The 21742-nt window shown below is 56.2% G+C and carries 19 protein-coding genes; 4 read left to right on the top strand and 15 right to left on the bottom strand.

What is annotated here, in order from left to right:
- Positions 1-32 precede the first annotated feature (32 nt).
- From dnaJ to ABD903_RS01625, 7 genes are all read right to left on the bottom strand, one after another.
- The gene (gene dnaJ / locus ABD903_RS01655; RefSeq protein WP_345220781.1) at positions 33-1181 is read right to left on the bottom strand and encodes a molecular chaperone DnaJ; all 1149 of its coding nucleotides are present in this window, start codon (positions 1179-1181) and stop codon (positions 33-35) included.
- A 38-nt stretch (positions 1182-1219) separates the two neighbouring features.
- The gene (locus ABD903_RS01650) at positions 1220-1801 is read right to left on the bottom strand and encodes a nucleotide exchange factor GrpE (protein ID WP_345220780.1); all 582 of its coding nucleotides are present in this window, start codon (positions 1799-1801) and stop codon (positions 1220-1222) included.
- A gap of 722 nt (positions 1802-2523) precedes the next feature.
- Entirely contained in the window at positions 2524-3633 is a 1110-nt protein-coding gene (gene obgE / locus ABD903_RS01645) for a GTPase ObgE (RefSeq protein WP_345220779.1), read from the bottom strand.
- 168 nt (positions 3634-3801) lie between these two features.
- On the bottom strand, positions 3802-4425 hold the full coding sequence (locus ABD903_RS01640; protein WP_345220777.1) for an adenylate kinase: 624 nt from the start codon (positions 4423-4425) through the stop codon (positions 3802-3804).
- 77 nt (positions 4426-4502) lie between these two features.
- Entirely contained in the window at positions 4503-5042 is a 540-nt protein-coding gene (gene hpt / locus ABD903_RS01635) for a hypoxanthine phosphoribosyltransferase (RefSeq protein WP_345220775.1), read from the bottom strand.
- 205 nt (positions 5043-5247) lie between these two features.
- Positions 5248-7509 carry a sodium-translocating pyrophosphatase gene (locus ABD903_RS01630; RefSeq protein ID WP_345220773.1) on the bottom strand — a complete coding sequence of 754 codons (2262 nt, stop codon included), beginning with the start codon at positions 7507-7509 and terminating at the stop codon, positions 5248-5250.
- A 148-nt stretch (positions 7510-7657) separates the two neighbouring features.
- The gene (locus tag ABD903_RS01625) at positions 7658-8572 is read right to left on the bottom strand and encodes a M20/M25/M40 family metallo-hydrolase (RefSeq protein ID WP_345220771.1); all 915 of its coding nucleotides are present in this window, start codon (positions 8570-8572) and stop codon (positions 7658-7660) included.
- Between the two features lie 110 nt (positions 8573-8682).
- Here ABD903_RS01625 and ABD903_RS01620 point away from each other — a divergent pair, with 110 nt between their 5' ends.
- The 3 genes from ABD903_RS01620 to ABD903_RS01610 all read left to right on the top strand — a co-directional run bounded on the left by ABD903_RS01620 (position 8683) and on the right by ABD903_RS01610 (position 12581).
- Complete coding sequence (locus ABD903_RS01620) at positions 8683-9954, top strand: tol-pal system protein YbgF (RefSeq protein ID WP_345220770.1); 1272 nt, start codon at positions 8683-8685, stop codon at positions 9952-9954.
- A 42-nt stretch (positions 9955-9996) separates the two neighbouring features.
- Positions 9997-11385, top strand: a complete 1389-nt coding sequence (locus ABD903_RS01615) for a hypothetical protein (protein ID WP_345220768.1) — start codon at positions 9997-9999, stop codon at positions 11383-11385.
- A 203-nt stretch (positions 11386-11588) separates the two neighbouring features.
- Positions 11589-12581: a glycosyltransferase family 2 protein gene (locus tag ABD903_RS01610; protein ID WP_345220767.1), complete on the top strand. Its 993-nt coding sequence runs from the start codon at positions 11589-11591 to the stop codon at positions 12579-12581.
- A 150-nt stretch (positions 12582-12731) separates the two neighbouring features.
- Here the strand turns inward: ABD903_RS01610 and ABD903_RS01605 are convergent, their stop codons facing one another.
- From ABD903_RS01605 to ABD903_RS01590, 4 genes are all read right to left on the bottom strand, one after another.
- Positions 12732-13688: a GNAT family N-acetyltransferase gene (locus ABD903_RS01605; protein WP_345220765.1), complete on the bottom strand. Its 957-nt coding sequence runs from the start codon at positions 13686-13688 to the stop codon at positions 12732-12734.
- Positions 13672-14532 carry a ChbG/HpnK family deacetylase gene (locus ABD903_RS01600; protein ID WP_345220763.1) on the bottom strand — a complete coding sequence of 287 codons (861 nt, stop codon included), beginning with the start codon at positions 14530-14532 and terminating at the stop codon, positions 13672-13674. Before ABD903_RS01600 ends, ABD903_RS01605 begins: the two co-directional genes overlap by 17 nt.
- A gap of 9 nt (positions 14533-14541) precedes the next feature.
- Positions 14542-14934 carry a MaoC family dehydratase gene (locus ABD903_RS01595; RefSeq protein WP_345220762.1) on the bottom strand — a complete coding sequence of 131 codons (393 nt, stop codon included), beginning with the start codon at positions 14932-14934 and terminating at the stop codon, positions 14542-14544.
- Positions 14935-15030: 96 nt separating this feature from the next.
- On the bottom strand, positions 15031-16146 hold the full coding sequence (locus ABD903_RS01590; protein WP_345220760.1) for a glycosyltransferase family 4 protein: 1116 nt from the start codon (positions 16144-16146) through the stop codon (positions 15031-15033).
- Between the two features lie 247 nt (positions 16147-16393).
- Here ABD903_RS01590 and rffA point away from each other — a divergent pair, with 247 nt between their 5' ends.
- Positions 16394-17572, top strand: a complete 1179-nt coding sequence (gene rffA, locus ABD903_RS01585) for a dTDP-4-amino-4,6-dideoxygalactose transaminase (RefSeq protein ID WP_345220758.1) — start codon at positions 16394-16396, stop codon at positions 17570-17572.
- Here the strand turns inward: rffA and ABD903_RS01580 are convergent.
- The 4 genes from ABD903_RS01580 to ABD903_RS01565 all read right to left on the bottom strand — a co-directional run bounded on the left by ABD903_RS01580 (position 17536) and on the right by ABD903_RS01565 (position 21738).
- Entirely contained in the window at positions 17536-18693 is a 1158-nt protein-coding gene (locus ABD903_RS01580; protein WP_345220757.1) for a glycosyltransferase family 4 protein, read from the bottom strand. The two genes, rffA and ABD903_RS01580, sit on opposite strands and share 37 nt — an antisense overlap.
- The gene (locus tag ABD903_RS01575) at positions 18690-19937 is read right to left on the bottom strand and encodes a glycosyltransferase (RefSeq protein ID WP_345220755.1); all 1248 of its coding nucleotides are present in this window, start codon (positions 19935-19937) and stop codon (positions 18690-18692) included. Before ABD903_RS01575 ends, ABD903_RS01580 begins: the two co-directional genes overlap by 4 nt.
- 131 nt (positions 19938-20068) lie before the next feature.
- Positions 20069-20800, bottom strand: a complete 732-nt coding sequence (locus ABD903_RS01570) for a GNAT family N-acetyltransferase (RefSeq protein WP_345220753.1) — start codon at positions 20798-20800, stop codon at positions 20069-20071.
- A complete protein-coding gene (locus tag ABD903_RS01565; protein WP_345220751.1) occupies positions 20797-21738 on the bottom strand; it encodes a glycosyltransferase family 2 protein in 942 nt (313 codons plus the stop codon). The genes ABD903_RS01570 and ABD903_RS01565 overlap by 4 nt, the downstream gene beginning before the upstream one ends.
- Positions 21739-21742 lie beyond the last annotated feature (4 nt).

The raw sequence follows: 21742 nt of genomic DNA, 5'->3' as shown, positions 1-21742 counted from the left end.
AGGCTTTTGCATTTTCGAATCAGCCAGCAGGTTTACTGGAAATACTCCTTCACTTTCTCGAAGAAGCCTTTCTCGTTTTTGCCGGGGCTGGGCGTGAAGTTGGGCGAGTTACGCAGCTTTTCCAGTGCCGCCCGCTCGTCGTTGGTCACCGTTTTGGGCGTCCACACATTCACATGAATGAGTTGGTCGCCTTTGCCGTAACCGTTCAGGTCGGGAATGCCTTTGCCGCGCAGGCGCAGAATCTTACCGGCCTGTGTGCCGGGGTCAATCTTCACCTTTACTTTTCCCTCAATCGTGGGCACTTCCAGGTTTGCACCCAAAGCGGCGTCGATGATGGAAATGTATTGGTCGAGCACCACGTTGTTGCCGTCGCGCTTCAGGAACTCGTGCGGCTCTTCCTCAATCTGAATGAGCAAATCACCGGCCATGCCGCCGCGCTCGGGGTAGTTGCCCTTGCCGCTCATGGAAAGCTGCATGCCCTCGGCCACGCCGGCCGGAATGTTGATCGGAATGATTTCCTCGGCTAGCTGGCGGCCTTCGCCGCGGCATACGTCGCAGGTGGCACTCACAATCTTGCCTTCGCCGTGGCAGGTGGGGCAAGTAGAGGAGCTAACCATTTGGCCGAGCATGGTTTGCACCACGCGCTTAACCTGGCCCTGGCCGTGGCAAGTGCCGCAGTCCTTGAGCTCGGTACCGTTCTTAGCACCGGTGCCGGAACACGGGGCGCAAGCGGTGTAGCGCTTCACCTTAATCTTCTTCTCGACGCCATTGGCTACTTCCTCCAGGTCTAGTTTCAGTTTGATGCGCAGGTTCGAGCCCTTGCGCACGCGCCGGCCACCGCGCTGGGCACCGCCGCCGAAGAAGCCTTCGAAACCGCCACCGCCGCCGAAAATATCGCCGAACTGGCTGAAGATGTCCTCCATGCTCGGGCCGTGGCCGTTGCCGCCGGCTCCGCCCACACCCTGGTGGCCGTACCGGTCGTAGCGGGCGCGCTTGTTTTCGTCCGACAACACCTCGTAGGCCTCCGCGGCTTCCTTGAACTTGTCCTCGGCCGTGGGGTCGTCGGGGTTTTTATCGGGGTGAAACTTGATGGCCACCTTGCGGTAGGCCTTCTTGATTTCGTCACCCGACGCGTTTTTGGCTACGCCCAGTATCTCGTAAAAATCTCGCTTCGTTGCCATGAATTCGGTGCGTGCGGCACGCGCAGGTAATCAGTTACTTATTGGCCCAACACCACCTTGGCGTGACGAATCACTTTGTCGCCGAGGTAATAGCCTTTTTCAATTTCGTCCACAATCTTGCCCTTTAACTCCTCGGTGGGGGCGGGAATCTGGGTAATGGCCTCGTGCAGGTCGGGGTCGAAGGCATTGCCTTGCGCGTTCATCGGCTGCAAGCCTTTCTGCTGCAAGGCTTTCGAAAGCTTGTTGTAAATGATGTCGACACTCTCGCGCACCACACTAGCGTCGGTGGTTTCGCGGGTGTGCTGGTAGGCACGGTCGAAATCGTCGAGCACCGGCAGCAAGGCCGTCATGAGCTCCTGGTTGGCGGTTTTGAATAGGTCGGAGCGCTCCTTGGTGGTGCGACGCTTGTAGTTCTCAAACTCAGCCGCGAGGCGCAGGTACTTGTCTTTAAGCTCGCTCACTTCCTGATCGGTGCGGGTGGCTTCGCCTTTGGGCGCGCCACCATCGGCGGGTTGACCGGCTTGGTCTTCCATCATTTCGCCGGCCACGTGGTCGGCGCTATTGGTAGCGGCTGCGTCGTTTTGCAGCTCGTCGGGATTCGGAAACGTTGCGTCAGCCATTCCTTAAGTCAAGTATTTCAGGCAGATGGATGTTCAATTAGGAAATAGCGCAGGCACAATGAGTTTGCCAAAGCCCCGCCCCGTGACATAGTGGCACGGAAACCCCAAGCTCAGGTGAAAAGGTTCGGACGAGGCGGCAGAAGCTTGTGCCAACTTGGAGCGTTTCAGCGCTTAACAGTTCTTCGCACTCCGCATTAAAGTCCTCTGCCGAATCTAACGTCCTGATGAGCTTGTCGAAGCATCTCTACCGCTGGGTTGGAACAAGTGCAATTGAGAACAATTACGAGCTCAGGCATCAAGCTTTGCCTGCTCAATTCTGGACAACCAATCAATGAACCAGCTTCCAGAGTAATAAGCTCAGCGCAGCAGCTATTAGAATTAAACATCCGAAGCTTTTCAAGCGGTCTGTGGCCTGAACTCGTTCCACATAAGCTTCGGCTCGCTTCACAGGCAGAAAATAACCACGCCACGCATTTTCGGGAAAGGAAAGCGCCCAGGTTACGTTGCAATTGCGGCACTGGTAGTATGCTTCTGCTTTCGTTAAATCATTGGTCGATGATGTTGGCGCCTGCTTTTCCAGTAGGAGTAATTGCCCTGTTCCAATTTTGGCCCGTAAGAATCTGGTAAAAGATTCAAAGTCTTGCCAAGTCTCAAAGCCTTCAATGCCTATCGAAAAGCATTTCCTACACATCGGTCTTTAGAGTTGAATCAGACCCAACTAGTTAATCCTGCTGATCTTCCGACGTTTCTTCATCGTCAAACTCGTCTTCGTCTACTTCGTCATCGGCTCGTTTCTGGGCCCAAATGCTATGGCGTAGCGGTTTGGGGTCTTCGCGGCGGGCATCCTGAATTTGCTGCCAGAGTAGGTCTTTCAGCTGCTGGATGTTCTTTTGGGTGATGCTGGAAATGAACACATGCGGCACGTCGGCGGGCAGCGTGGCTTCGATTTCAGCTTCCAGTTCTTCGTCCAGCATGTCGGCCTTGGTAATGGCCAGTACGCGGCGTTTCTCCAACAAATCGGGGTTAAACTGCTCCAATTCGCTCAGCAGCACCTGGTACTCGGCGGCAATGTCGGGCGAGTCGGCGGCAATCATGAACAGCAGCGTGGCGTTGCGCTCAATGTGCTTTAGGAAGCGTAAACCCAAGCCTTTGCCCTCGGCTGCGCCCTCAATGATGCCCGGAATGTCGGCCATAACGAAGGATTGGTAGTCGCGGTAGCCCACCACGCCCAAGTTCGGTACTAGGGTGGTGAAGGCATAGTCGGCAATTTTGGGCGTGGCCGCCGAAACTACTGAGAGTAGCGTGCTTTTGCCGGCATTCGGGAAGCCCACCAGGCCCACGTCGGCCAGCAGCTTCAATTCTAGCACGTTCCACACCTCCTGGCCTGGCTCGCCGGGTTGGGAATACGTAGGCGCTTGGTTGGTAGCCGATTTAAAGTGGTCGTTGCCCCAGCCGCCGCGGCCACCGGGCGTCAGAATAATTTCCTGGCCGTCCTCGGTGATTTCCGCACGGATTTCGCCGGTTTCGGCGTCGCGGGCGATGGTGCCCAGCGGCACATCGAGAATCACGTCTTCACCCTCGGCACCGGTGCAGAGGCCGCCGCTACCGGGCACGCCGTGGCCAGCAATAACGTGCTTCTTGTATTGCAGGTGCAGCAGCGTCCAGAGCTGCTTGTTGCCGCGCAGGATAATGTGGCCGCCGCGGCCGCCGTCGCCGCCATCGGGCCCACCCAAGGGGCGCCCTTTCGAGCGGAACATGTGAGACGAACCGGCCCCGCCCCTGCCCGAGCGGCAGCAAATCTTGACGTAGTCGATGAAGTTATTGGAAGCCATAGTGGTCAGCTGGTAAAAAGCTGTCATCCTGAGCGTAACGAAGGACCTCCTCAGTACAGAACGAATCGAAATACGATTTTCGCCCTGGCGTGATAAGGTCCTTCGCTACGCTCAGGATGACAGATTGTGTCAGATGCTACTTTGCCGGAGCGCCGTAGCGCTGCAAAGTTACGCCTTTACTTCGTCGGCCGCCTGCTCGCCGTCGGTTACCGTGGCGGGCTGGTGCGTATCGATGAGGCTGCAGAGCTGCGAGAAAATGTCGTCGATGGCGCCTATGCCGGGAATGGCGTGGAATTTATCCTGCTCGGCGTAGTACGAGGCTACTTGTGCGGTTTTGGTGTTGTACTCCACCACCCGACGACGGATTAGCTCTTCGTTCTGGTCGTCGGGGCGGCCGGAGGTTTTGCCACGCTCCAGCAGGCGTTTCACCAGCTCGTCTTCGGTTACTTCCAGGGCAATCATGCACGAAATACCGGTGTCGTAACGCTGCATAAGCTCATCGAGAGCTACGGCTTGGGGAATGGTGCGCGGGAAACCGTCGAAAATAAAGCCACCGGCCTGGGTGTTGCCGGCTAGCTGGCTTTCAATCATGCCAATAACCACGGCATCGGGCACCAGTTGGCCGGCGTCCATGAGTTTTTTGGCCGTCAGGCCCAGCTCAGTGCCCTGGGCAATCTGCGAACGAAGCAGGTCACCCGTGGAGAGGTGCACCAGGCCGTAGCGCTGGATGAGCTTTTGGCTTTGGGTTCCTTTGCCGGCTCCGGGAGGGCCAAACAACACGATATTAAGCATGATTGGAAGTGGTAGCGGGGAACGTGAGAGAAGAGGGGGCGAGGGTAAGTTAAGAAATTGTAGCCAGCCTTAGGGGCTTATACGGCGCGGTACAGGTCGCGGTAATTGCGGCCGAGCCCGTCGTAGTCGAGGCCGTAGCCCACTACAAAATCGTTGGGTATCGAAAGGCCTTGGTACTTGATGTTGAGTTCGTGCTGCAGGCATTCGGGCTTGATGAGCAACGTAGCAACCTCCACCGAAGCCGGCTGTTTGGCGTGCAGCTGCTCCAGCATGGCTTTCATGGTGTGGCCGGTGTCCACAATGTCTTCCAGAACAACGAGGTGGCGGCCCGCTACGTCTTCCTGCAAACCCAGAATTTCCTTGATTTCACCAGTGGAGCTGGTGCCCGCATACGAGGCTACCCGAATAAAGGCTACTTCGCAGGCTACGGTTAGCTCTTTTAGCAGGTCGGCGGCAAACATGAACGAGCCGTTGAGCACGGCCACGAACAGCGGCGTTTGGCCGGCGTAATCCTGGTTGATGCGGGCGGCCACTTCGCGTACGGCGGCGGTTATCTGCGCTTCGGGCAAATACGGGGTAAACTCCTTGTTATGCAGCGAAATATTGGCTTGCGACATGCCGGCGGCTTAGGGTGCAGAGCGAAAAAGTGCCGCGAAGGTACAAACCAAAACCGAGCGCGCCGGCCCTCCTCCCCCATTCGTGTGAGGCAGTAAGTAGGCGCATTCATGTGACTTGTGCCAAAAACCGGCCCTATTGAGTTTAAACGCATGGTGCCCCGACTAAAAGCCGGGGCACCACATCATTCAGCCAAAAGAGCAGATCTTACTCGGCGCGCTTCATTAGGGAAGTAAGCACGATTCGCGTGGCAGCGGGGGCTAAATCGGCGTAGCGCACTTTGGGCTGAGCCGTGGGCACAACCGCTTGTTCTACGGCTGGCTTCAGCGGCAGCGGCGCCACACCGCGCTCAGGGGCCGTACCATCCACGGCAATGTGCGGGGCTATAACCAACGACACAATGCTCATCAGCTTGATGAGAATGTTCATGGAGGGCCCCGAAGTATCCTTGAACGGGTCACCCACGGTGTCGCCGGTTACGGAGGCTTTGTGGGCGTCGGAGCCCTTGAACTCCATTTTGCCGTTTACCATCACGCCTTTCTCGAACGACTTTTTGGCGTTGTCCCAAGCGCCACCGGCATTGCTCTGGAACATGGCCATCAGCACGCCCGATACCGTAACGCCGGCCAGCGTACCGCCTAGAACCTCGGGACCGAACGCGTAACCGATGATAATGGGCGAAACGAGGGCAATAGCGCCCGGCAGCAGCATTTCGCGCAGAGCGGCTTGGGTGGAAATGGCCACGCACTTCTCGTACTCGGGGCGGCCGGTGCCTTCCATAATGCCCGGAATTTCGCGGAACTGGCGGCGCACTTCCTGTACCATGCTCATGGCTGCGCGGCCCACGGCCGAAATAGCCAAAGCCGAGAAGATGAACGGAATCATAGCGCCGATGAACAGACCAGCCAGCACGCGGGCGTTGCTGATATCGATGCTTGAAATACCGGCAGTGCCCATAAAGGCGGCAAACAATGCCAGCGAGGTAAGCGCGGCCGAGGCAATGGCGAAGCCTTTTCCGGTAGCGGCAGTGGTGTTGCCCACAGCGTCCAGAATATCGGTCCGCTCGCGTACTTCCTTGGGTAACTCGCTCATTTCGGCAATACCACCGGCGTTGTCGGCAATGGGGCCGAAGGCGTCGATGGCCAACTGCATGGCCGTGGTGGCCATCATGCCGGCGGCGGCAATGGCCACGCCGTACAGGCCGGCGCACTCGTAGCTGAGCACAATGCCCGCGGCCAGCACGATAATCGGCAGCACCGTGGATTCCATGCCCACGGCCAAACCGCCGATGACGGTGGTGGCGTGGCCGGTGGAGCTTTGCTGCACAATGCTCATGACTGGACGCTTGCCCATGGCGGTGTAGTACTCGGTGATGATGCTCATCAAAGCTCCCACTACGAGGCCCACGAATACGGCCCAGAATACATCGGTGGCCGTGAAAGGCGCCGAACCGAGGCGGCCCATGCTAAGTGTACCGCCGGGCAGTATCCAATGAATGGCAAACCACGAGCCGGCGGCCGTTAGCGCCACAGAAATCCAGTTGCCCAAGTTCAGAGCGCCCTGCACGTTGCCGCCCTCTTTCACCCGTACGAACAGAATACCAATCAACGAGAAAACGATGCCGAGGCCGGCAATTACCATTGGTAAAATAATAGGCGACATGCCGTTGTACGCGTCGCCAGAGGCCACGACCTCGCGGCCGAGCACCATGGTTGCAAGGATGGTGGCTACGTACGAGCCGAACAAGTCGGCACCCATGCCGGCTACGTCGCCCACGTTGTCGCCCACGTTATCGGCAATGGTGGCGGGGTTACGGGGGTCGTCTTCGGGAATACCGGCTTCCACTTTGCCCACGAGGTCGGCACCTACGTCGGCGGCCTTGGTGTAAATGCCGCCGCCCACGCGGGCAAACAGGGCAATGCTTTCGGCCCCGAGCGAGAAGCCCGTGAGAACCTCCAGTGCCCGCTCCATTTCGGGTCCGTTGGCCGAGGCACCGTTCACAAACATGTAGTAAAAGGCGATAAACAAGCCCCCTAGGCCGAGAACGGCCAGACCCGCTACGCCCATGCCCATTACCGAACCGCCGGCAAAGGAAACTTTCAGGGCTTGCGAAAGACTCGTGCGGGCGGCCTGCGCGGTGCGCACGTTGGCCTTGGTGGCAATTTTCATCCCGATGAAGCCTGCCACGGCCGAGAAGATGGCGCCCAGCAAAAAGGCACCGATAATGATGGGGGACGACCGTTCGTTGCCGTAGCTTAAAAAGCCCAAGAACAGGCAGGCAATGAGGGCGAAAATGGTTAAGACTTTGTATTCGGCTTTCAGGAAGGCAATGGCACCGTCGGCAATGTAGCCGGCTATGGTGCGCATGCGTTCGTCGCCAGCGTCTTGCCGGGCCACCCAGCTGGAACGCAGCGCCGTGTAGAGCAGCGCCAGCACCCCCAGCGCGGGTGCGAGGTAAAGAATGGTCATAAAGCGGTGTTAAGGGTTGGTAGGAGGAGAGAAATGTGAAGACAACGCAAGGTTGATGCTTGAAAAATAGAGGATTTCAATGCAAGCCCAAGTTTTTTCTTCGCTCCTGCCCCATTTACCCAGAAATGCTTCCGTCTTCTGCAACAGCCTATAGCTCCCGCATCAGTACCTGATACAAGCGTAACATACTGTCTATGTCGGCTTTGTGCACTTGTTCATGTGGGGTGTGCACGTGGTCTTCGGGCGCACCTACAAAGCACCAGTCCCAGGGCTGGGCACCGTGCTGCAACTCCTTGCCGTCGGAGCCGCCGCTACCTTCCACCTCCAACTGGTGCGGAATGCCCGACTTCTTGGCTATCTGCCGAATGCGTTCCACGTAGCTGCGTCGCGGAATGAGGGAGTCGCGCAGGGAAATGGCGCAGCCTTGCCCGGCGTGCACGCCTTCGGTTACCCAGGTAATGTCGCACACCAAGGCCTGGCGCACGGCAAACCGCTCGTGGATGTACTTGGCCAGAAACTTCACCGTGCCGCCGCCGTGCTCTTCGTAGCAACTGAACACAACAATGCCGTCCTGCAGGGTTTCGCACAGTTGCAGCGCATTCCACACTCCCAGCCGGTTATCGAGGTAGCAGCTTTGCACCGTCGTTTCGGTTTCGCGAAAGTCGCAGGCGAAGGTGAGCGTGGTGCCGCGCTCAATGTCGCGACTGAACTCATACCCCAACGCGCCGGTTTCGTCATCTACCGTTAGCGTGCAGTCGATGGCGCCCTGCGAATCTTCTCCTACCAGCCGGTAGCCCGTTTCGGTGTCGGGGCCGCCAATGCGCACCAGTTGGCGACCGTACCGAACCGTAAACCCAATGGAATCTATGTGCGCAAACACGGCCGTGCGCGGCTTCCCGAATACCAGAATGATACAATCCTGAAATTCCTCGCCAGCCAGTACTTCGGGCTGCACTAGCCAGGTAGGCGCTTGCCGGTTGATATAATCAAGCAAAAATGCCGTCAGTGGGGCCTCACTCCCGGAGGGCGCAGCCAGTTGGCACAACGTTCGTAGTAGTTCCATACGTAGGGGGTTACAAGTCCCATTCCGGCTTAAATATCCTATTTTTGTGGTTCCGTTTGGCGACGGAACGCCGGTGGCCTTCTCGCTTTTCGCTCCCATTCGCTATTTGCATGCTCCCGAATCTGCGTTATATCCTGTCGTTGTGCTTACTAAGCGGGCTATGCATGCTGCTGCCCGCGCGTGCAGTGGCGCAGCAACCCGATACAACCCGGAGGCCCGCTCCCATCCGCAACATTCAGCTCGACACCGTGGACGTAGTGCCCGGCGCCGTCGATTACTCGGGCTGGCTGCTGCTCGACAAGGACATCCAGCTGGAGCTGGAAGGCGCCGTGCAGAACCTTTACAACTTCAAGTACGACAAGGCCGAAAAGCAATTTCGGTCTCTGAAGCGGCGCTACCCCAACCACCCCATGCCCTACTTTTTGCTGGGTTTGAGCCAGTGGTGGAAAATAGTACCGACCAACGTGCAGACGAAGCAATACGACAAGGTATTCTTCGCCTACATGGACACCTCGATTACCAAAGCCGAAAAGCTTTACGACATCGACAACCGCAATTACGAGGCCTGCTTTTTCCTCTCGGCCGCCTACGGATTCGACGCCCGCCTGCACGCCGAGCGCAAGGACTGGCGCAAGGCCACCGTCAGCAGCAAACGGGCCCTTGACTACCTGCAGAAAAGCCAGGAAGCCAACGGCCTCAGCCCCGAGTTTCTCTTCGGCCAGGCTTTGTTCAACTATTACGCGGTTTGGATCAGCGAGAATTACCCGCTGCTGCGCCCCGTGCTGCTGTTCTTTCCCAGGGGCAACCGCGAGTTGGGCCTGAAGCAGCTCAAAAGCGTAGCCGACAACGGTTTTTACACCGGCACCGAGGCCAAGTTTTTCCTCATGCGCATCCTCAATAACGAGGAGAATAACCCGGCGGCCTCCATGCCCATTGCGCGCCTGCTGGCCACCCGCTACCCCGATAACGGTTATTTCCAGCGGTTTTACGCCCTGCTTACGTTCAACGAGGGCGAGTTTCGGGAGTGTGAGCGGGTGAGCCGCGAAATTCTAGACAAGCTCAACCGCGGCTACCCCGGCTACGAGGGCATTAGCGGCCGGTACGCCACCTACTTCCTGGGCTGGCTTATGCAGAACAAGTACAAAGACATTCCCAAAGCCAAGGAGTATTACCAGCGCTGCATTGTGTTTGCCGAAAGCACGAACGAAACTACCGGCGGCTTTTATTTGTACGCTAACCTGAACCTGGCCCGCATTGCCGACAAGGAAAAAGACGGCAAAGCGGCATTGCGCTACTACACCGTAGTGCAAAACAAATCAGACCGCAAAAGCGAGCAGTACCGCGAAGCCAGAGCGTATGTGAAGGGTTCGAAACGGAAGTAAAGGGCTATGGCAGGACTGGGCGGCACAATAGGATTAGGCGGAATGGACTTTAAGGACTTGTTCCTGGGTCCACTGTATCTAGCGCTATTCTATGGGTTGGCCTACGCCGTACGTCCTCGGTTTACCAATCCGCTAACCAAGCGTTACTTTATTCCGGCGCTGTCGGTCAAGTTTCTTGGCGCTTTTTCGCTGGGCTTAATTTACCAGTTCTATTACCAGGGCGGCGACACCCTAAACTACTTTAACGAGTCGAAGGCCATTTACGACGCCTTTTGGGACAGCCCCAGCATTGGCATCCGCCTGCTGCTGTCTAACGACGGCAGCTACGATCCGGACATGGGCAAGTACGTTGCCCTGATTCACTGGTACGATGCCCAAACAGAGTACTTCGTTGTGAAGGTGTGCGGCTTCCTTTCGCTGTTCTGCTTTCACTCCTACAGCGTGGTGGCGCTTATGTTCGCCATACTGAGTTTCAGCGGGGTATGGGCGCTTTACAACACCTTCCTCCGCCTCTACCCGCACTTGTATAAGCAACTGGCCATTTCGGTATTCTTTATTCCGTCAGTATTTTTTTGGGGTTCGGGCATTTCCAAAGATGCGTTGTGTATTGGCGCTTTGGGCTGGCTGTTTTATGGGTTTTACAACCTCTTGGTAAGCCGTACTAGACCCGTAGCGGCCATAATGGCGCTGCTGATTGGTGGCATTGTATTGCAATCGGTTAAGATCTATATTCTGATCAGCTTCCTCGGGCCGGTAATGGTATGGGTAGCCACGCAGCAAAGCGCCAAGATCAAATCTTCCGTGGTTCGGGCCCTAGTGCTGCCAGTGCTGTTGCTCATTGGGGCAGTTATAGGCTTTTTTGCCAGCCAGAAGATAGCAGAGGGTAACCAGAACTACGACTTTGATAAAATCGAAGATCGTGCTAAGGTGGCCTCTACTTACCACAACGAAATCAGTCAGGACGAATCGGGAAAGGCCCGTGGCATGGGCAATTCGGGCTACCACATGGACGACTTTACCGGCCCGGCAGACATTCCCAAACTTGCCCCCAAGGCCATTGTCATTGGCTTGTTTCGTCCATTCGTGTGGGAGGTACGAAACCCGGTAATGCTGCTCTCGGCATTCGAAGTACTTTGGATTACCTTCCTAACAGCCCGCGTATTCTATCGAACCGGTTTATTTAAGACCTTCAGCCGGATTGGCAGCACACCGCTTATTCTGTTCAGTATTATTTTCTCGGTGCTTTTCGCCATCGGCACGGCTATTACATCCGGTAACTTCGGTAACCTGGTGCGCTACCGCATCCCCATGTGGCCTTTTTATGTCACAGCCTTGTTCGTCTTGCAGGACGACTTCGTCAGACGCAAGGCAAAGCCTAAAAAGCGCCGCGTTCTACCGCCGCGTCGTCCTCAGCTAGCAGGCGCCGCATAGCTCTGACATTTTTCGTTAACAAGGCATTACGTGCACCGGTCAGTCGGTAACTTGGAGCCCTTCTTCTACCCTCGCTGTGCCTTGGTAGGCATACCTTCCCCTGGAGTAAAGGCCTGAGTTACTCTACTTAGGCTATTAGCGGCCCATTCACTGCTTCACGTTACCTTTGTTGGGTCTGCCTACTTAAACGAGCCCTCTGTATCATGTCTTCCCACGTCAGTGGTTCGCCTACGGTCCTCTCCGTAATTATTCCGATTTTTAACGAAGAGGCCAATATTCCCACGCTGTATAAGCGCCTGCGGGGAGTTATCGACCCGATGGGTTTGTCCTGCGAATACGTATTCATCAACGACGGTTCCCGCGACCGTTCTCTGGAACTGATTCGTGGACTTGCCGCGCAACACGACGATGTGCGGTACGTGAACTTCAGCCGCAATTTTGGGCAGCAAATGGCCGTTACAGCCGGCCTCGACCTGTGCGTGGGCCAAGCCGTGGTCATCATCGATGCCGACCTGCAGGACCCGCCGGAGCTCATTCCGCAGATGTACGAGAAGCTGCGTCAAGGCTACGAGGTAGTGTACGCTAAGCGCCGCAGCCGGGAAGGCGAAAGCGCCATGAAGAAGCTCACCTCCAAGCTTTTCTACCGCACCCTGGCCAACCTCACGAACGTGGATATCCCCGTCGACACGGGTGATTTTCGCATCATGGACCGCAAGGTGGTAGAAGCGCTTAAACTCATGCCCGAGCAAAACAAGTACATGCGAGGACAGATTTCGTGGGTGGGCTTCCGGCAGACGTTTGTGGAATTTGACCGGGCCGAGCGGGCCGGTGGGCAAACCGCCTGGACCTACCGAAAAATGATTCGCCTGGCTCTGGATGCCATTACGAGCTATTCGGATGTTCCCCTTAAGGTTTCCACGGTTGCTGGGTTTTTCGTGTCCGCCATTGCTTTTGTAATGATGATTTACACGTTTTACTCCCGCTTTTTCCGCCAAAGCTACCAGCCTGGCTGGGCCTCGCTCATGGTGAGCATCCTCTTCCTGGGCGGGGTGCAGCTGATAGCCATCGGCATTATTGGAGAGTACCTAGCCCGGGTTAGCGCGGATGTTCGCCGCCGCCCGCTGTACCTGATCGACGACACGAATATTGTGCTGGAAGACACAAGACCGCAACGGCAGCCCGGCGTTCCGGCTTAGAGCAAGCAGACTAACCAGCAAGCATAAATCGACGAAAACAGAGAAGCGGCGCTCCGTTAGAGGCGCCGCTTCTCTGTTTTCAGCGAACAAACAATCAATGGTGCAGGGCTTGTTGCAATGAGTTACAACCAATGCAACGCCAGCAGTGGACTATACAAAGTCCAGGTCGCCGAAGAAGAAGTTGAATTTAACTTTCGCCAGTTCATCGGTTTCGCCCTGGTTTTTGCCCTTCACCAAAAAGTCGAATTGGTTAGGCCAGAACTTACGCAGTACCCCGCGGGTGGCAGCGTCAATGAGCGGGTTGCCCATGTAAAGTAAGCCCACCGAGAGGTCTTTGGCGGCGTAAATACGAGCTTGTTTGATGAGGTAAGCCAGTTCGGTTTCGGAATGGCAAGCCACATCCATGAGCACGTGTACTGGCAGGCCCTTCTTCTTGATTTTCTTCAGGAATACGTAGCCAACCACTTTACCTGCACGCTTAACGGCCAGCGTAACGTACTTGTAGTGCGGCGACTGGAAAGTGAGGTAGCGCCACTGCAAGAACTTTTGGTCCTTGATCATGGCGTTGTTAAACTGGAAGGATGCGATCTGGAAGAAAGCATCATCCAGTTTGGTCACCACCTCGTAATTACCGCCGCTAAGCAAATGCGCGGGGTTGGTAAAGAGCAGCGTGAGGTCGGGATAAATACCGTGGCTGTAGTTGTACTTGGCCAGGTATATGGGCTTGGCTACTGCATTCGGGAAAGCGAGGAAACAGTCGCCGCCGCGCTCCATGAAATCGGTATCGGTTTTCACGTAGAGCTTGCCAAACAGGCCCTTGCCGCGCACCGCGTTCGAGGTGAGTACCTTCTGGATAAAACCCGATTTCCAGGGCTTGCCGTTGATGCTAAAAATAGCATCGTTCGAGGTACACATACCGGCTCCTTTGCCCTGAAAGCGCGCCAGGAAGAAGGAGAACGAGTTGAACGGGTTGTTGAAATACCACCAGTCCAAATAACCGGTAGTCATCCGGTCGTCGTCGTTTTCGGTGCGGTTAAGCTCCACCACATCGGCCAGGTCGGCCTGGGTAGCGCGGGTAATGGTAATATCGTCAGGAAGCTGAGCCATACGTGGTCAGGGTTACGTTAGGGTCGTGGGCAAACAAAGGCGGCCCGCTCAGAATGCGGTGCTCGGCGTAGCATTTCTCAAAAAACGGCTTTCGCAGCGCTAAATCCGTGGGATATAACGCGTCGATGTCAGCCCCGGGAATGTAAGGGTGCACCATCAGTTCCACCACTTGCGCATCGGCAGGAGCCTCGTGTACGAGTTGGCGCAGGGTTTCGGCGGTGTAGCCGGTGGGCGGCGTGCTCAAATCGTGCACCGATACCAGCACATCGTTGGTACGGGTGCTTACCTGGCGTTTAAACTGCTGACTGCTGCGGTACAAAATGCTTTGACGCACAAACTTTAGCGGCCAGCGCAGCAGCAAAGCCAGACTGGGCTTGTGTGGAATGGCCAGGCGCACCGGCAGCTTGCGGGCATTGAGCACCGGCGCAATAGCCCGAAACACTGCTGGCAGCATGTGCACGTGCTGGTGCGAGTCGGTGTGGGTGGGCTTGATACCCAGCCCTTCCAGCTTGGCTAGTTGGGCCTCAAACTCAGCGCGTACTTCAGTTTCTTTTACCTGGCCGCGCAACGCTCGCTTGAGCAAAGCACCACGCTCCAGAAAGTTGCCGTTGGCATCGGTGAGGGAGGGCGCAACCGTAAGCGGGCGGCCTTCGCTTAGGCAGAAATGCAGGCCAATGGCGAGGCCGGGGTTTTCGCTAGCCAGCCGGGCACCGTCGTCCGTGCCGGGCATGTTCACCATCATGGTGGTGCTGGTGAGGTTGCCGGCCCGATACGCGTCCACAATGGCGCGGCTCACCGAGGGACTGAGCCCGAAATCATCGGCGTTGATAATGACCTGACGCATGCGGGTCACTTAAGCGTACTTGAGTACTGCCTCGCCTTCCAGCACAGCTTTACCATCCTGATTGGTGCAGGTGGTGCGCACCGTGATTATCTTCTTTTCTTCCTTTAATCCGATTACTTCTACCTCCGCCGTAATCGTATCGTCTACAAACACGGGGTGCAAAAACTTGATGGTTTGGCCCAGATAGATGGCCCCTGTTCCAGGAATCTTGGTTCCCAGAATGCCACTCAGCAACGAGGCGGTAAGCAGTCCATGGGCAATTCGTCGACCAAACAAGCTAGACTTGGCAAACTCATCGTCGAGGTGAACTGGATTCGTATCGCCGGACAGTTCAGCGAAGGTCCGGATGTCGGCATCCGTAAACGTTTTGGAAAGCTGAGCTTTCTGGCCGATTTCAAACATAGTAGAAAGAATAAGGTGCAAAGGAAGCTCCACCGCGCGTTGATTTCGAACGTACGATAGAAAAGCAGCGCCCAGCTACGGGCAAGCGCAAATGTATTAAGCCGTTGCGGGAACAGTCACTACCCGCGCTGGCTCTGTATCGACCGAAAACAACCGCACGAAGTTTTCGGTGTTTGATACCACGGAATAGCGCGCACGCACTGTTTGCTGGGCGTTAGCACCAAGCCGAATGCGCAGTTCGGCATCCTCGATCAGGCGGGCCAGGGCTTGGTACCATTCTTCCTCGTCCTTGCATAGGAAACCATCGACGCCGTCGGTCACAATTTTAGTATTCACGCCCACCGGTGATGCCACCGCCGGAATACCCAACGACATGTATTGCAAGGCCTTGAAACCACACTTGCCCAACGACAATGGGCTGACCTGCTCCTCCAGCGGCATTACACCCACATTAAAAGTGGCCAAGTCATCAATTTCGGTGGTCTTGCGCCACGGCAGGTAGTCGAAGCTTTTGAGGTCCAGTTGCGGATCCTGGTTGGAAATAACGCGGAAGGTAAAATCGTACTTCTCCTCCAGGCGGCGTAGCACCGGCATCAACGACGCCAGGTACACCATGTTGGAATGGGTGCCGGTCCAGCCCAGAATAACGCGGTCGGTTTTCTGGTCTTTGGTACGGTTGTGCAGGTTAACCGTGTCAATAGTGGTGGGATTGAGCACCACCCGGGAGTTGTACTGGCGGGCGTACTCGCATAGGAAATCGTTGCCGCAACTCACTTTGTAGCTCCAGCGGCAAACGTCGGCCACCTTGCTGTGCCACTTTACGATGGCCGCCATTTGGTTGTGTTTCGACGTTAAGGCCATCCAAATAGCATCGTCGAAATCATAGATAATCTTTTTGCCCAACAGCTTGGCAATGATCCACTCGAACACGGGTGGCCCTATGGGCGACGCTTCACGGTGAATGAATACGTAATCGTAGCCCGGCACCTCGGGCAACGTAGCCAAACGACGAAAGAAGCCTTTCACAATACCCCACATCTTGGTTTTTGCATGACCAGGCTTGTAGAGCACCCGCCAAGTGGGCAAATCCAGAAAAGCGCGTTCGGAGTACTCAATGCCGCGCGCACGTAACGCCGGCAGATACTGCTCAAAACGAAACCGCTGGGAAGGCGCCTCGCCTTGGGGATAAGGCGTCAGAAATAGAATCTTCATTGGGTAAATTGACAACCACCAAAAACCAGTCGCCCGTACCAGGTCAAACACGGGCGGGCCGGCGCCGAACAAGAAACGTGCCCCAGCTTCTGGTTATGAGCTGAATTTCGTTTCGGCCTGCAAAAATACGAAAGAACGCGGGTGCGGTTCGGTCGCACCGCGCCGTTGCCGTTACTCTGCTTGTGGCACGCTCTTCGGTTTGCTACCTGTGCCGTTTACTGCTCGGCATTCCCGAAATTGTCACCGCATGAATATTGCTGCTGATTCCCCCGACTTTATTCCCTTTAACCGCCCCCACTTGGTAGGACCGGAGCTTAAGTATATTCAAGAAGCCGTTCTGCTCGGCAAGCTCTCCGGAAACGGGCAATTCACCCAGCGTTGCCAGCAGTACTTCGAGGAGCATTATGGCATTGCCAAGGCGCTGCTGACGACCAGCGGTACGGCAGCGCTGGAAATGGCAGCCTTGCTGCTCGATATTCAGCCCGGCGACGAGGTGATTGTCCCCAGCTACACGTTCACATCTACGGCCAACGCTTTTGTACTGCGTGGCGCCCGCATCGTTTTTGCCGACAGTACGGCCACTCATCCCAACCTCGATGTAGCAGCAGTAGCTCGGCTTATTACCCCACGCACCCGTGTCTTGGTGCCAGTTCACTATGCGGGCACGTCTTGCGACATGGAGGCGCTGCTTGCGCTGGCCAAGCAACACAGTTTGTGGGTGGTGGAGGACGCCGCTCAGGCGGTTGAATCGCGCTACCAGAATCGTCGGTTGGGTACCATGGGCCACCTAGCCGCTTTTTCCTTCCACGAAACCAAGAACATCAGCTCGGGTGAGGGTGGATTACTGGCAGTGAATGATCCGCAACTGGCTACCCGGGCTGAAATTATCTGGGAAAAGGGAACAAATCGTGCTGCGTTTTTCCGCGGCGAAGCCGCCCGCTACGAGTGGGTGGACGTAGGGTCTTCCTTTTTACCCTCTGAGCTTAATGCCGCCTTCCTATGGGCTCAGTTAGGCGCATTAGGAGCCATTCAGCAGCGCAGGAAACAGCTGTGGCAGCGCTACCAACAAGCGCTGGAGCCATTAGCTGCTGCGGGGTGCCTAGAGTTACTAAAGCACCCGGCTGAAAGCACGCCCAACTGGCACCTGTTTGCGTTGATATGCCGCACCGAGTCAGAGCGTGACAAGCTTCTGGCGCACATGCGCGCGCAGCACATCTTGGCGGTATTTCATTACCTGCCCCTGCACGCCAGTCCCTACTTTGCGCCTCGTCACGATGGGCGGCCCCTGCCTCATGCCGAGCGCTTCGGTCGTTGCTTGGTGCGCCTGCCGCTGTTCCATGACCTCAGCTCAGACCAGCAAGATAGAGTTATTGGGGCGGTGCGGAAGTTTTACGCGACGCTGGGTTTGGTCAAAAGTTCGTCGTAGAGCATTCCAAGCCGCTCGTACGTGGCATCGGCGCTGAACTTCCGGCGCACGAAGGCTCGGCCCGCCGCGGCGAACTGCTGGCGCAAAGCGGCGTCGGCGGCCAAACGTTGCAGGGCGGCAGCCATGGCGGGCACGTCGCGGTTAGGCACCAGCAGGCCCGAAAGGCCGTTTTCGAACAGTTCGGCCGGGCCGCCACAGTCGCTGGCAACAAGCGGAGTACCAAAGAACAGTGCGTCGAGACAGGTTAACGAGAAGGACTCCGACTCGGAGAAGTTAAGCACAATGTCGGCTTCCTTAATGGCGGCCTCTACGTCCTGTACAAAACCCCCGAAAGTCACTACGTCTGTTAAACCAGCCGTTGCGGTGGCGGCCTCAAGTTGTCGGCGATACTCCCGGTTTTTCTCCAAGCCCATGTCGCCTCCGGCAAAGTGCATGCGCAAACGCTGATCAGTAGCGTAAGCCTGGCGAAAAGCCTCTACGGCAAAGTTCTGGCCCTTACCGGGAATGTAATTGCTCAGGTACAACACGCGTATGGTGCCGTCGGGGCGCGGTTCCAGGTTGGTAGGAGCGTATTTCTCCTGCTCGGGAATGGGGTCGGCAATAACCTGCACGTGCGGCAGCGGCCGGAAGTAACTATACACCGCCTGCGACACGCAGACCACGCGCTGGGCTAGATGCTCGGCCACCCAGCGCCAGGTACGGGCCAACGGCTGCATTTGCGTGTGCGGCAAAAAACGAACGTGGGTAACCAGAGGCCGGCCCGTCAGCAGCCGTGCTACCACTCCGGTGAGGTTGTAAAAGTCATTCATGTGCACGGCTACCGCCTTCTCCCGGCGCACCAGGCTAGCTAAGCGCCACCCGTTTACCAGCAGCATAGGTATGTACAGCAACAAATTGCGCACGCGCTTACTGATTTCCACAAAAGGCAGCTCATGCACCCGATAGCCAGCAGCTTCCAGCACTTCAGCGCCGCGGCTGCCGGTGGGCAGCACGTACACGAACTCGTAGCGGTGGCGCAGACGGTCGGTGGCGTTGCGCATGGCCATGAGCGCGCCCGTTACGGCCGTGGAGTTATCGGCAATAAGGATAACGGGCCGCTGCGTTTTCGGCTGTTCGCTCATGAGTTCAGAACGTCATTTATCACGGCTACCCACTGCCGGAATATTTTCTCGCGCGAGAAGTCCTGCATGCGTTGATTGGCCAGTTTCCCGAGGCGCTGGCGCTCGGCCGGGTCGTTGAGCAATTGCGCCAAAGTAGTCGTCCATACCTGTTGGTCGGAGGCCAGGGTGGCGGGCTGGTTTAGCATGGGCATGAGCACGCCGTAGGCGGCCCGCTCGGCACGGCGGATGCCGGTGGCGGGCGTGGCCGAATCGGGCGCGAGAATTTCGCGCGGGCCGGTTGGGCAGTCAGTGGTTACGGCGGGAACACCACAAATCATGGCTTCGCCAAGCGCCATCGGGAAGCCCTCCCAGGCAGAGGGAAATACGAAGAGCGACGCAGGCCGAATATATTTGAAGGGGTTTTGCTGCATGCCCATGAAATAGACGTCGTACGCGGGTGTGAGCAGGGCTTCGCTCCAAGCTTCGTAGACGCGCAGGCCCAAGGCCCGCGCATGACTGGTCAACTCGTCGCGCAGTTCCCCGTCGCCCACAAACACCAGTTTGACCGGCTGCTGCTTGATGAGCGCCGCGAAGCTATCCAGCAAAGGCGCTTGGTTCTTTTGAATGGTAAGTCGGCCCGAGGTTACCAGTACCGGCGCAGCATCGTAGACGGCTTGTTCTTGCGGCGTAAGCGGTTCTTGCGCCTTCTGAGCTATTTGCTCAACCTCAAAGAAATTGTTGATGGTTTGAATCTTTTCCCGCTTCACGCCAAATCCGTCGATCAGTTCAGGGTTGATGTCGCGGCTTACCGTGATGATCCGGTCGGCGCGGTTGTACAAGCCGGGCATGAGCACTTTTTTCCGCAGCCAGCCAATGGGCCCTCGAATGTTGCCATCGTGCAGCTTAGAACCGTGAATGCAGAGAATAACCTTCTCGCTGCCTTTGCTGAGTAGGTTCACGTAGTCGGCACCCTCTAGGTGGCTTATGCAAACATCGGTAGCTAGCCTTTGCTTGAGGCTACGCAAGCGAGAAATGCGGCGGCCAAAATTACGCACCTTGTCGAGCGGGCTTCCGCCCCCGGATACATCGAGACTTATGAGTTCGTTACCGCTGGGATATAGATTGCCACCGTCGAGGTTAAATACGGCTTCCTTAACGATGAAATGATGGGCCAATTCCACGCTGTGGTCGTGAAAAACCCGCTGTGCGCCGCCCATGCCCAGGTTGGGAATGAGTAGCAGGATGTTTTTATTTAAAAGGCTCATCGGATGTAACGGTGCGAGAACCGAACCCGATCATTCGCAATAAGTAGCCGAAGCCGTTTATTAACCAGTCCCGGTTCGTGTGGAAGCGGTGGCAAAGATACTCTGGTTGAAAGCAAATGCACCGTGAAGGGTTACAACCACCAATGGTAAACCAAACGGACTTGTTGCAATAGAAAACCAGCACGTTCATATAGAGAGCAGGCCGGTATATTATCTAACTGGGTGACTACGCGCAGTTCAGGAGCCTGCCATTGTTGCGCTTGCTGTATGGCCGCGCGAATTAGTTGCTGGCCCAAACCTCTACGACGCGACTTGGTATCAACGGCCAATAGACCAATACCAGCAGCACCGCCCTCAAGCTGTTCCAGGGTTATCAGCCCCGTTTCTTGTCCGACAGCGCCAGTGGTCAACACTACTCCTGCTTGGTTGTTCTGCAGCGTATTGTGAAGCCATATCTCGTACAATCTTTGAAATACCGGATACGGAATTTTAGGATCGAGAAGAAAACGAGAGTACGCACCGCTTTGCCATGCTAGTTCCAACAGGGACGCTGTGACGGCATCATTGCCTGCCAATACACGCACTCCTTCGCCTGCGTTGAACTCCTGCTCGTCTATGCGTTTTATCCACGTGGCCTTGCGGTCTAGCAGTGGCAGGCTCTGCTGCTGTACGGCATTTTTGGAAAGGGCGTCAGTAGGGTCGACATAACAGTACACAAGCCGAATACCTTGCGCTGTGGCTTTAGCGCGAAGCTGATGAAACGATGATTCGGCAGCTTCCGCCAGAACCACTTTTGCTACTCCAAAGCCGAAGAAGGTACTATCCCACGGAAGGAGTTCCAGATTAAGCTCTCTGTTTTTCACTCCGGCGTGGTCATAGTATCCACAATATAAATTGGCCGTTGCTTCGTCTCTTCGAACGTGCGCCCCACATAGAGCCCTACCATACCAAGCACCGAGATACAAAGCCCTGAGAAAAAACACATTAATAACACTAAACTAGTGTAGCCCGGCACAGAAATTTGTCCGATCCAGTAGCGTATCAGCGTAATCATTCCTAACAGAAATGCCAGCACCATAACCAGCAGGCCCAACATGACAGTTAGCCGTAACGGTTTAGCTGAGTAGGCCAACACGACGTCTAAAGCTAAGTGAAAACGTTGCCCCCAACGGTACGACGACCCGCCCCCCGGCCGAGCGGCGTGTTCAACGGGCATAATCCCCCCCGTAAATCCCACCCACTGCACCATTACGGGGAAAAATCGTACACGCTCTGGCATTTGGCGAACAGCTTGAATAACACGCTGATGGTAAAGGCCAAAGTTACCCACAGTCGCGTCTTGCTTAACATCTGTCAAAAAGTATAACGTGCAGTAAAAAAGATACGATATACCTCGGTGTAATCGGCTATGCTTTCTTTTCCTTCGGCTGGCTAATACATAGTCTAGGTTATGCTGCCGGGCATGCTTTAACAGGCTTGGAATTTCTTCGGGAAGATCCTGCAGATCATTGTCCATCACCACTACCCATTCGCCTTGACAGTGGCTGAGACCGGCTGCAATGGCGGCGTGCTGGCCGAAATTGCGTGACAATCGGATTCCTTTCACCCTGGCTTCTTGCTGACACAGGTCCTGAATGCGTACCCAAGCGTCGTCCGGGCTTCGGTCGTCAACCAGCACAATTTCAAAGTAGGGAGTAATTGAAGCCAAGGAATTGACCAAGCGCCCCACCAACTCTGGTAGCAGCTCTCCTCCCCGATAAACAGGGCTTACAACCGAAAGGTAGGGTACGGAGTGCGTCAACGGA

Origin of the sequence: Hymenobacter koreensis, assembly GCF_039541855.1 — a bacterium.
In the GTDB taxonomy this organism is placed as follows: domain Bacteria; phylum Bacteroidota; class Bacteroidia; order Cytophagales; family Hymenobacteraceae; genus Solirubrum; species Solirubrum koreensis.
The sequence above is the reverse complement of the archived record's forward strand: the minus strand, read 5'-3'. Positions and strand labels throughout refer to the sequence as shown.